The following is a 10,635-nucleotide window of genomic DNA, read 5'->3' as shown; positions in this document are numbered from 1 at the left end:
GTACGAGGTGGGCGCGCTGCTCGCCGGTGCGCGGGTGCTGCGGGCCGACGGGACCGCGCAGCTGGGCCCGGAGAATCCGGCACTCATCTTCGTCAACTCGCCGTCGAATCCCACCGGCAAGGTGCTCGGGGTCGAACACCTGCGCAAGGTCGTCGCGTTCGCGCGCGAGCGGGGAGCGATCGTCGCGTCCGACGAGTGCTACCTGGGTCTGACGTGGGACGCCGACGCGGTCTCGATCCTCGACCCGCGGGTGTGCGACGGCGACCACACGGGCCTGATCGCGATCCAGTCGCTGTCGAAGACGTCGAACCTCGCCAGCTACCGGGCCGGCTTCCTCGCGGGCGACCCGGCGCTGATCGCCGAACTGCTCGAGGTCCGCAAGCATGCGGGCATGATGATGCCGACGCCGATACAGGCCGCGATGGCCGCTGCGCTCGCCGACGACGAGCAGGAGGCCGAGCAGCGTGAGCGGTACCGGCGTCGTCGCGACGTCCTGCTCGCCGCGGTCCGTGGAGCAGGTTTCACGGTCGACGACTCGGAGGCCGGGCTGTACCTGTGGGCCACCCGCGGTGAGGACTGCCGGGACACCGTCGACTGGTTCGCCGAGCGCGGCATCCTCGTCGCGCCGGGAGACTTCTACGGCCCGCGCGGGCAGAAGCACGTGCGGATCGCCCTCACCGCGTCCGACGAGCGGATCGCCGCGGCGGCAGCGCGTCTGTCCTGACCACACCGGGCACCCGGGTCCTCACGTTTTGCGCACTTCTCGCGCGCGTGGGGCCCGCGTTCTCGCGTTTTGCGCACTTGTCGCGGAAAGTGGGGCGCAGGTTCCGACGCTTCGCGCACTTGTTGCGGGGCGCCGGAGGCAGTGTCGGGCGTAGCCTGAGCTTGGTTGCAGTCACCCAGCTCGAGGGCAGGAGGGCAGCATGGATGCCGTCACGCAGGTACCGGCGCCGCACAACGAACCGGTCCACTCCTACGCGCCGCGGAGCCCCGAACGCGATCGTCTGAGGAAGTCGCTGGCGGATCACATGTCCGCCGCGATCGAGATCCCGCACGTGATCGGTGGCAAGCACCGACCGGGCAGCGGTGAGGCGATGGAAGTGGTTCAACCGCACCGGCATTCCTCGATCCTCGGCACGATCACCAACGCCACCTACGACGACGCCCGCGCGGCGATCGACGCCGCGACCGCGGCCGCGCCGGCCTGGCGGGACCTGCCGTTCGACGAGCGGGCCGCGGTGCTGCTGCGGGCGGCGGACCTGCTGTCCGGTCCGTGGCGCGAGACGCTGGCCGCCGCGACGATGCTGGGTCAGTCCAAGTCGGTGCAGCAGGCCGAGATCGATGCCCCGTGCGAGTTGGTCGACTTCTGGCGGTTCAACGTCCACTTCGCCCGGGCGATTCTCGCCGATCAGCCGGTCTCGTCGCCCGGGGTGTGGAATCGGCTCGAGTACCGGCCGCTCGAGGGGTTCGTGTACGCGATCACGCCGTTCAACTTCAGCGCGATCGCCGGCAATCTGCCGACCGCGCCGGCGCTGATGGGTAACACCGTGATCTGGAAGCCGTCGCCCACCCAGACCCTGGCCGCGTACTGGACGATGCGCCTGCTCGAGGCCGCCGGACTGCCGCCCGGGGTGATCAACCTGCTCACCGGTGACGGCCTCGCGGTGTCGGATGTGGCACTGAGCGATCCGCGACTGGCCGGCATCCACTTCACCGGATCCACCGCCACCTTCCACCGTCTGTGGCGCGAGGTCGGCGCGAACATCGACCGGTACCGCAGCTATCCCCGACTGGTGGGCGAGACCGGCGGCAAGGACTTCGTGGTGGCGCATCCGTCCGCCGATCCCGCGGTGTTGTCGACGGCGCTGATCCGCGGCGCGTACGAGTACCAGGGGCAGAAGTGTTCGGCGGCGTCGCGCGCCTACATCCCGCGGTCGCTGTGGTCGCGGATGAAGGACCAGTTCCTGGCCGAGGTGGACGCACTCACCTACGGCGACGTCAGCGATCTGGAGAACTTCGGCGGCGCGGTGATCGACCGGCGCGCCTACGACAAGAACGTCGCGGCGATCGAGCGGGCGCGGGGCGCGGCCGGAGTCGAGATCGCGGTGGGCGGCAAGTACGACGACGGCGTCGGCTACTTCGTCCGGCCCACCGTGCTGCTGGTGGACGATCCGCGCGACGAGGCGCTGTCCAAGGAGTACTTCGGCCCGATCCTGTCTGTACACGTGTACGACGACTCGGCGCCGAACGCGTTCGCGGACGTGCTGACCGCGGTGGACACGGCGTCGGCCTACGCGTTGACCGGCGCCGTCGTCGCCGACGACCGGGCCGCGATCGAACAGGCCTCGGCCGCATTGCGATACACGGCCGGGAACTTCTACGTCAACGACAAACCGACCGGGGCGGTGGTGGGTCAGCAGCCGTTCGGGGGTGCGCGCGCGTCAGGCACCAACGACAAGGCCGGCTCGCCGCTGAACCTGCTGCGGTGGGTCTCGGCCCGCACGATCAAGGAGACCTTCGTTCCGCCGACCGACTACCGCTACCCGCACATGGAACCCGGGACCGGTCGATGACACCGTCGGTCCTGTCGAATCCGCTGCGGCCGGCGATCCTCGCCGCCGCCCGGTCGGCGCGGGTCAAGAGCGCGGTGACGCGCGCGCCGGTGACGAAGTCGATCGTGCGCCGGTTCGTCGCGGGGGAGACGCTCGCCGACGCGATGGCGGCGTCGTCGACCCTGCTGGCCGCGGGACGGGCGGTGAGCATCGACTACCTCGGCGAGGACACGCTCGACCCGGCCCAGTCGCGCGACACCGTCGTCGCGTACCTCGAGCTGCTGGCCGAACTGGGCCGCCTGCCGCAGGTTCGGGACGCCGTCGTGCGCCCGATCGAGGTGTCGGTGAAACTGTCCGCGCTCGGACAGGGCCTGCCGGTGGACGGGGAGAAGATCGCGCTCGACCACGCCCGGACGATCTGTGCGGCCGCGCGCGAGCACGGGGCGGCGGTCACCGTCGACGCCGAGGACCACACCCGAACCGACTCCACACTGGCGATCGTGCGCGAGCTGCGGGCCGACTTCCCGTGGCTCGGGACCGTCCTGCAGGCGTACCTGCGACGCACGGAGGGCGACTGCCGGGACCTGTCGGGGGCCGGCTCACGGATCCGGCTGTGCAAGGGTGCGTACCGCGAACCGGAGTCGGTGGCGTTCCGGTCCCGGGCGGACGTCGACGCGTCGTACGGGCGGTGTCTGGCGATCCTGATGCGCGGGGACGGTTACCCGATGGTCGCGACCCACGACCCGGCGATCATCGCGTCGGTGGACGACCTGGTTCGCGAGACGGGCAGGGGGCCTGACGATTTCGAACACCAGATGCTGTTCGGGATCCGGGACCTGGAGCAGGCTCGCCTGGTGGACGCCGGACGGCGCGTGCGCGTCTACGTGCCGTACGGCGGGCAGTGGTACGGCTACTTCATGCGCCGACTCGCGGAGCGGCCGTCGAACCTGACGTTCTTCCTTCGCTCGACGCTCACCCGGGGCTGACGCGCGATGTGAGACAGTGGGCGTCGTGCTGCTCAGTTCGCTGAATCCTCTCGCAGTCGCCCGCGGCGACGACATGCCCGACGCCGTCCGGGTCGGCGACGCCACACTCTCGCGCACGGACATCCTCGGTGCTGCCGGAGCGCTGGCCAAGCGCATCACCGGCGCCCAGCGGGTCGCTGTGCTGGCCACGCCGTCGGCCTCGACGGTGGTCGCGATCGTCGGCTGCCTGCTCGCCGGCGTCACCGTCGTCCCGGTGCCACCGGATTCGGGCCCGGACGAGTTGGCGCACATCCTGTCCGACTCCGGGGCGCAGGCGTGGCTGGGGCAGGCACCCGAGGGGAGCGACCTGCCGGTAGTGCCGGTCCGGGTGCACGCCCGTGACTGGCACTCGCATCCCGAACCGCACCCCTCGTCCACCGCTTTCGTGCTCTACACGTCCGGCACGACGGGCCCACCGAAGGGTGTGCTGCTGAGCCGCCGCGCGATTGCCGCGGGCGTCGATGCCCTCGCCGAGGTATGGGGCTGGACATCGAAAGACATCTTGGTGCACGGCCTTCCGCTGTTCCACGTGCACGGACTGATTCTGGGTGTGCTCGGCCCGCTACGCATCGGCAGTCGGCTGATCCACACCGTCAAGCCGACGCCGCAGGCGTACGCGGAGGCGGCGAAGGCGGGCGGGTCGTTATTCTTCGGGGTGCCGACCGTGTGGTCGCGCGTGGTCGAGGACGAGGAGTCGGCCCGCGCGCTGAGCGGCGCCCGGCTCCTGGTGTCGGGCAGCGCGGCACTGCCGGTGCCGGTGTTCGAGCGGCTGCAGGAGCTGACCGGCATCGCCCCGGTCGAGCGGTACGGCATGAGCGAGAGCATGCTCACCCTCAGTACCCGCGTCGACGGCGAACGCCGGCCCGGTTGGGTGGGCACCCCGGTGCGCGGCGTCGAGACCCGGCTGCGCGACGAGCAGGGCGGCGACGTCCCGCACGACGGCGAGAGCATCGGCGGCCTGCAGGTGCGCGGGCCGATGCTGTTCGACGGTTATCTCGATCGCCCCGACGCGACCGCCGAGTCGTGGACCGAGGACGGGTGGTTCAAGACCGGTGACGTGGCGGTGATCGACGAGGGCGGCTTCCACCGCATCGTCGGCCGCGAATCCACCGACCTGATCAAGTCCGGCGGCTACCGCATCGGCGCCGGCGAGGTCGAGACCTCGCTCCTCGGGTATCCGGGCGTGAAGGAGGCCGCGGTGGTGGGACTGTCGGACGCCGACCTGGGGCAGCGGATCGTCGCGTACGTCGTGGGGGAGGGCCTCGACGAGGAGGCCCTCATCGCGCACGTGGCGGGTCAGCTGTCGGTGCACAAGCGGCCCCGCGAGGTCCGCATCGTCGACGGCCTGCCGCGCAACGCGATGGGCAAGGTGCAGAAGAAGCTGCTCGCCTGAGGCGACGCCGCTACAACAGGTACGTCACCTTCGACTCCCCGAGGAAGTCACCGGGGTGGGTGACCGGGGCGCCGAGCATGCCCGCGCAGGCGTCGATGAGGAAGTAGCCGAGGCCCGTCCAGTCCGCTGGGGTGGGTTCCACCTGGACCCGGGATTCGTACTCCGCGCACGCGTCGATCACCGTGCGTCCGAGCATCCAGGATCTTCCGTTGAAGATCGGTTCGGGGACCGCGGAGAAGTGCGCCCGGATCCGGTGGATCAGGTGGTCGGTGAGCGGATCTGCCGTGACGGACTCGGCGACCGAGGCGGCCACGGACGGCACCGTGCGTAGTTGCTGCAGGAACCGTGCCCGCCAGCTGGGGGCGGGACGCGCGGCCAGCAGATCGGTGAACGGCAGGATCAGGCAGGCCAGCAGGCCGGTGATCGGGGCGTCGTCGCCGAGTTCGGCGACCAGTTCGGCGCGCCGAGCCCGCGCGTACTCGGTGTGGCGATCGAGCAGCGCCCGCACCAGTTCGTCGCGGCCGCCGAAGTGATAGCTCACCGCTGAATGGTTGGCGTTGCCGGAGTGTTCGGCGATACGCCGGTTGGAGACCGCGTCGATGCCGTCCGTGGCGTACAGCTCCTCGGCCGCGTCCAGCAGGGCATTGCGCACCCGGTCGCCGTGCTGTCCCAATGTGGTTCCCCTCTCGCCGTGACCGTGGGCCGAGTCGCGGCTGCGGTGCCCTGGTGGGACGAACGTCACCGCCTCGATCATTGTCTAATTTAAGTCAGGCGGCGTAATTTTTGGGTGTCGGTTCGGATCGACGCGTTCATGCACGGACAACGAGTAGCGGGAGCACGACTGTGACATCCACATCCACGGCGACCACCGACGGTCCTCCGGGGCACACCCTCGAGACCGAGGCCGATCCGGCCCGGGCCAAGAAGGAGAGGATCGGTCGCTACGTCGCGATGGTCCTGCTCCCGTTCCTGATGGTCGGGATGATGATCACGGGCTACCTGGCGACCATGCACGCGCCGACGCCGCACGACATGCCGATCGCCGTCGCGGGTCCCGCGCCGCAGGCCGAGCAGTTCGCCGACGCCCTCGCTGCCGAGAACCCGTCCGCGGTCGACGTTCGGGTGGTCGCCACCGATGCCGACGCCCGGCAGTTGGTCCTCGACCGCGAGGTCGCGGGATCGGTGGTGCTCTCGGACCCGGGTGAGGGCAGCGCGACGGTGTACACCGCCACCGCGGCCGGTGCGTCCCAGGTCGGCACCGTCACCGGACTCCTGGCGCCGGAGGTGGTGGGGCAGGGCCTCACGTTGCAGACCGAGGACCTGGCCCCGCTACCCGACAACGACAGCGCCGGCCTCACTGCGATGTTCATGACGACGGCGCTGATGCTGGCGGGCTACATGCCGCTGAGCCTGATGCTGTCGAACTCGCCGGAACTGCTGCGCTTCCGCCGGTTCGTGCCCATCCTCGCGGGCTGGTCCGCGCTGATCGCCGGGCTGGTGTGGCTCGTCGCAGGGCCGGTCCTCGGTGCGGTGGAGGGGAACACCGCGGTGATCCTGGGCATCTCCTGGCTCGCGGTCTTCGCGGTCGGCTCCGTGCAGCTGTTCCTCACCCGGATCCTCGGCCCGATGGCCGTCCTGGCCGGCATGTTGTTCCTGATGGTGCTCGGCGTGCCCGCGTCGAACATGGGCATGTCGGTCCACACGATGCCGTCGTTCTACACGACGTTGCACAGCTTCCTGCCGACACCGGCCACCGGTGAGGCGCTGCGCTCGGTCCTGTACTTCGGTGGCGACGGTGTCGGCACACACCTGACGGTCCTCGTCGTCGGCACACTGCTCGCGCTGGCGGCGACGCTCGGCATCGACGCGCTGAAGCGTCGTCGCAACCCGGACGCCGGGACGCCGGAGGTGACCATGCAGTCGCTGACCGCGGGCCCGCGTCCCGCCAGCAACCGGATTCGCTACGCCACGCTGGCGTTCTTCCCGCTGGGCATGGTCGTGATGATGATTTCGTTCATGCTCGGCGCCATGTACCAACCGGCGCCGCAGGACATGCCCGTCGCGGTGGTCGCGGCGAATGCCGAGCAGGCCGAGCAGGCAGTGGGCGGTCTGGATCGGAGCATGCCCGGCCTGTTCGACCTGCATGCGTCCGACTCGGTCGATGCGGCCCGCGCGCAGGTGGAGGACCGGACCGTGGTGGCCGCCTACGTGCTGCCGTCCGCCGAGAATCCCTCCGCGACCCTGATCACCAACGAGGCCGCCGGTGTCAGCCAGAAGCAGGTCGTGGAGCGCGTGTTCGGTCAGATCGCGACGGGACAGCAGGTGCCGATGTCCGGTGAGACCGTCGCCTCGCTCGATGCCGGGGACACGATGGGCACGGTGAGCCTGTACGTCGCGATGGGTTGGATCATGGCCGGCTTCATGATCGTCATCGTCGCGTCGAGTGCCGCGCCGATGGTGATGGGGCTGCGCAAGCTGCTGCCGGTGATCGCCGGGTGGGCGGTGTTCATGTCCGTCGTCGTCTGGCTGATCGCGGGCCCGCTCGTCGGCGCCGTCGACGGGCACTTCCTGCCACTGGTCGGCGCCGGCATCGTGGYGATCGTCGCGACGGCGCTGTTCACGACCGTCTTCGTGCGTCTGCTGGGCTTACTGGCGGTGCTGCCCGTCGTCGCGATCCTGATGTTCCTCGGTGTCCCGGCCTCCGGTGGTGCGCTGTCGATCYACATGGAGCCCGCGGTCTTCCGGTTCCTGCACGACGTCCTGCCGATGCCGGCAGCCGTCGAATCGGTGCGGTCGATCCTGTACTTCGGCGGCGACGCCGTCGGCTCGCACCTGATCACCTTCGCGATCTGGGGTGTCATCTCCCTGCTGTGCGTCGTGGTCATCGACAGGGTCCGCCCGCTGCCGGCGGCGGAGCCGGTGCAGGCGCCCGCACCTGACGACGACGCCGTCGAGGTGGCCGTGCGGATCTGACCGGGGCAAGGCGAGCGGGCGTACCGTTCGGTTATGAGCGCCGTCACGAGCACCCGCATCGTCCTCGCCTCACGTCCGCACGGCGAGCCGACCGCCGACAACTTCCGCACCGAGACCGTGGACCTGCCCGCGCTGCAGGACGGCCAGGTCCTGCTGCGCACCGTGTATCTGTCGCTGGATCCGTACATGCGCGGCCGGATGAGCGCCGCCGAGTCGTACGCCGCGTCGGTGGAGGTCGGCGACGTCATGGTGGGCGCCACGGTGTCGCAGGTGGTCGAGTCCCGGCACCCGCGGATCGAGCCCGGCGCCTACGTGCTCGCGTACTCCGGCTGGCAGTCGCACGCCGTGGTGGACGGCGACGCGGTGCGGATCCTGGATCCGGACCGCGCGCCGCTGTCCACCGCGGTCGGTGTGCTGGGCATGCCCGGATTCACCGCGTACTCGGGCCTGCTGAAGATCGGGCGCCCGCAGCCGGGGGAGACCGTCGTGGTGGCCGCGGCGTCGGGTCCGGTCGGGTCGGCCGTGGGTCAGATCGCGAAGATCCACGGCGCGCGGGCGGTCGGGATCGCCGGGGGTCCGGACAAGTGCGCGTACGTGCGGGACGAACTCGGGTTCGATGCCGCGATCGACCACCGCGCACCGGACTTCGCCGAGCAGTTGACCGCGGCGGTCCCCGACGGCATCGATGTCTACTTCGAGAACGTCGGCGGCGCCGTCACCGCCGCGGTGCTGCCGCTGCTCAACCTGTATGCGCGAATCCCGGTGTGCGGGTTGGTGGCCCAGTACAACGCCGCTGCCGTGCCGGAGGGGCCGGACCGGCTGCCCGGATTCATGGGGCTGGTTCTCGTCAAGAGCCTCACCGTCCGCGGCTTCATCCAGTCCGAGTTCGTCCGGGAGATGTACGCGGACTTCGAACGCGACGCCTCCCGGTGGATCGGAGAGGGCCGGCTGAAGTACCGGGAGGACGTCGTCGACGGACTGGAGAATGCGCCGACCGCGTTCCTGGGAATGCTGCACGGCACGAACTTCGGCAAGCTCGTCGTCCGGGTGGGCCCGGACGACGAGTGACGGTCAGGCCGGGATGCCGACCGGCTTGTCGCCGACGATCGAGATGCGGTCCATGACCCGGCGGGCCGGGTAGTAGTCGCTGGCCGCGTAGTGCTGGCAGGTCCGGTTGTCCCAGAACGCGATCGTGTTGGTCCGCCACCGCAGCCGGACCTGGAACTCGGGACGCTGCACGTGCCGGTACAGCATCGTCAGCAGTTCGTTGGACTCCTGCTCCGACACACCCAGAATGCGCTGCGTGAAGCCGATGTTGACGAACAGCACGCGCCGGCCGGTCTCCGGGATGACCCGCACCACCGGGTGCGTCACCGCGGGGAAGTTCGGTCGGAGCATCTCCACGGCCTCCGGCGGCATGCCGCGGCCGAACGAGTTGATCCAGTCGTGCTCGGCGTCGAGGTGGTCGATCCGCGCCCGGATGTCCTCGGGGAGGAGATCGTAGGCCGCGGCGGTATCGGTCCACAGCGTGTCGCCGCCGACCGGTGGGATCTCGACCGCGCGCAGAACGGCTGCGAACGAGGGGAATTCGTGCCAGGTGACGTCGTTGTGCCACAGGTTCTCGACACCGATCGCCATCGCGTCCTTCGCGAGGGTGGCGACGTCCGTGTCGCTCTGGCCGGGCTGGGTGTACTTGAAGAACGGGTGCTGTTCCAGATCGCCCCATCGGGCCGCGAACGCGCGGTGGTCGGCGCGGTCGATGTCCTGGTCGCGGAAGAACAGCACCTTCCACTCGAGCAGCGCGCGGCGCAGTTCGGCGAGCACCTCGTCGGACAGGTCGCCGTCGAGTCGGATCCCGGAGATCTCCGCACCGATCGTGGGGGTCTGCGGATCGAGCGAGAACAGTTCGTAGGGCCGGTCTTCGGTGGTCGGCGCGGCCCCGGCGGTCCGGGGTGCCACGAGCGGGCCGAAGGCGGCCAACGGATCCGTCGGCCGGGGCGCGATGTTGGTGTGGAACGCCTGTGGTGTGGACGAGACGGTCATGGCGGACTCCTCAGGAATCGAAGGTGGCGGGGTCTCCGGTGATTTCGGTGGTTTCCGGCGACATCGGTGCGGTCAGCACGGCCACGCAGATGTCGACGAGATCCGAGACGATCGCGGCCGTCTGTCGCGGCGTGCGATCCTGGCCCTCCCGCATCGCGAGAGTGACCATGGCGAGGGTGATCGCGTCGGACGCCCGCCAGGCCGCGACCTCCCGGGGAACCTCGGCGAGGTTGACGAGCAGGTCGTGCACGTGCCGGAAACTCTTGGCGCTCATGTGCTTCTGGATGATGTCGGCGAGCGCGGGATCGAAGGTGGCCTGGACCAGGAATCGGGCGTAGCGGCTGCCGGGGCGGCCGAGGGTCTGCGCGGCCAGTGGCTGGACGAGGGCCTCGACCACCTGACGCGGCGTGGGCGCCAGACCCTGCCGCGCCCACTCGTCGAGGATCTCCTGGCGGCACCGGTCGAGGCCGTGGCCTTAAACCGTCAATACTCGTCGACGGCTAGGGCATGTCTGACAAATGCCGTGTCCAGGCGATGATGGCGTTCAAGACCACTGCGGATCGGTAGACGATGGCAAGTTTGTCGTAGCGAGTGGCCAGGCCGCGCCACTGTTTCACATGGCAAAACTGGCGTTCGACCACATTGCGGC

At 69.9% G+C, this 10,635-nt stretch carries 9 protein-coding genes; 6 read left to right on the top strand and 3 right to left on the bottom strand.

Features of this window, described 5'->3' with window-relative positions:
- From dapC to AB4Z09_RS28030, 4 genes are all read left to right on the top strand, one after another.
- On the top strand, positions 1-724 hold a 724-nt coding region (dapC, locus tag AB4Z09_RS28045; protein ID WP_442241265.1), incomplete at its 5' end, for a succinyldiaminopimelate transaminase.
- 199 nt (positions 725-923) lie between these two features.
- Positions 924-2,573 carry an L-glutamate gamma-semialdehyde dehydrogenase gene (gene pruA / locus AB4Z09_RS28040; RefSeq protein WP_442241264.1) on the top strand — a complete coding sequence of 550 codons (1,650 nt, stop codon included), beginning with the start codon at positions 924-926 and terminating at the stop codon, positions 2,571-2,573.
- Complete coding sequence (locus AB4Z09_RS28035; protein ID WP_442241263.1) at positions 2,570-3,538, top strand: proline dehydrogenase family protein; 969 nt, start codon at positions 2,570-2,572, stop codon at positions 3,536-3,538. The genes pruA and AB4Z09_RS28035 overlap by 4 nt, the downstream gene beginning before the upstream one ends.
- A gap of 25 nt (positions 3,539-3,563) precedes the next feature.
- Positions 3,564-4,970 carry an acyl-CoA synthetase gene (locus AB4Z09_RS28030; RefSeq protein ID WP_429516465.1) on the top strand — a complete coding sequence of 469 codons (1,407 nt, stop codon included), beginning with the start codon at positions 3,564-3,566 and terminating at the stop codon, positions 4,968-4,970.
- A 10-nt stretch (positions 4,971-4,980) separates the two neighbouring features.
- Here AB4Z09_RS28030 and AB4Z09_RS28025 read toward each other — a convergent pair whose 3' ends face one another.
- The gene (locus AB4Z09_RS28025) at positions 4,981-5,724 is read right to left on the bottom strand and encodes a TetR/AcrR family transcriptional regulator (protein ID WP_254622854.1); all 744 of its coding nucleotides are present in this window, start codon (positions 5,722-5,724) and stop codon (positions 4,981-4,983) included.
- Between the two features lie 89 nt (positions 5,725-5,813).
- Between AB4Z09_RS28025 and AB4Z09_RS28020 the strand changes: the two genes are divergently transcribed.
- Entirely contained in the window at positions 5,814-7,943 is a 2,130-nt protein-coding gene (locus tag AB4Z09_RS28020; RefSeq protein WP_442241262.1) for an ABC transporter permease, read from the top strand.
- A gap of 33 nt (positions 7,944-7,976) precedes the next feature.
- Positions 7,977-9,011: an NADP-dependent oxidoreductase gene (locus AB4Z09_RS28015; protein ID WP_174909113.1), complete on the top strand. Its 1,035-nt coding sequence runs from the start codon at positions 7,977-7,979 to the stop codon at positions 9,009-9,011.
- A gap of 3 nt (positions 9,012-9,014) precedes the next feature.
- On the opposite strand, the gene AB4Z09_RS28010 is transcribed toward AB4Z09_RS28015, so the two are convergent.
- The gene (locus AB4Z09_RS28010; protein ID WP_114718436.1) at positions 9,015-9,986 is read right to left on the bottom strand and encodes a TauD/TfdA dioxygenase family protein; all 972 of its coding nucleotides are present in this window, start codon (positions 9,984-9,986) and stop codon (positions 9,015-9,017) included.
- A gap of 10 nt (positions 9,987-9,996) precedes the next feature.
- A complete protein-coding gene (locus AB4Z09_RS28005) occupies positions 9,997-10,383 on the bottom strand; it encodes a hypothetical protein (RefSeq protein WP_442241261.1) in 387 nt (128 codons plus the stop codon).
- Positions 10,384-10,635 lie beyond the last annotated feature (252 nt).

Origin of the sequence: Rhodococcus sp. TAF43 (assembly GCF_052113525.1) — a bacterium.
Classification (GTDB): Bacteria; Actinomycetota; Actinomycetes; order Mycobacteriales; family Mycobacteriaceae; genus Prescottella.
This window is presented reverse-complemented; position numbering and strand designations above follow the sequence as displayed.

What these genes read in the sequence shown, in the direction of transcription:
- AB4Z09_RS28015 (WP_174909113.1), top strand. Translation starts at nt 7,977, where the DNA reads ATGAGCGCCGTCACGAGCACCCGCATCGTCCTCGCCTCACGTCCGCAC.
- AB4Z09_RS28035 (WP_442241263.1), top strand. Translation starts at nt 2,570, where the DNA reads ATGACACCGTCGGTCCTGTCGAATCCGCTGCGGCCGGCGATCCTCGCC.
- AB4Z09_RS28010 (WP_114718436.1), bottom strand. Translation starts at nt 9,986, where the DNA reads ATGACCGTCTCGTCCACACCACAGGCGTTCCACACCAACATCGCGCCC.
- AB4Z09_RS28025 (WP_254622854.1), bottom strand. Translation starts at nt 5,724, where the DNA reads ATGATCGAGGCGGTGACGTTCGTCCCACCAGGGCACCGCAGCCGCGAC.
- pruA (WP_442241264.1), top strand. Translation starts at nt 924, where the DNA reads ATGGATGCCGTCACGCAGGTACCGGCGCCGCACAACGAACCGGTCCAC.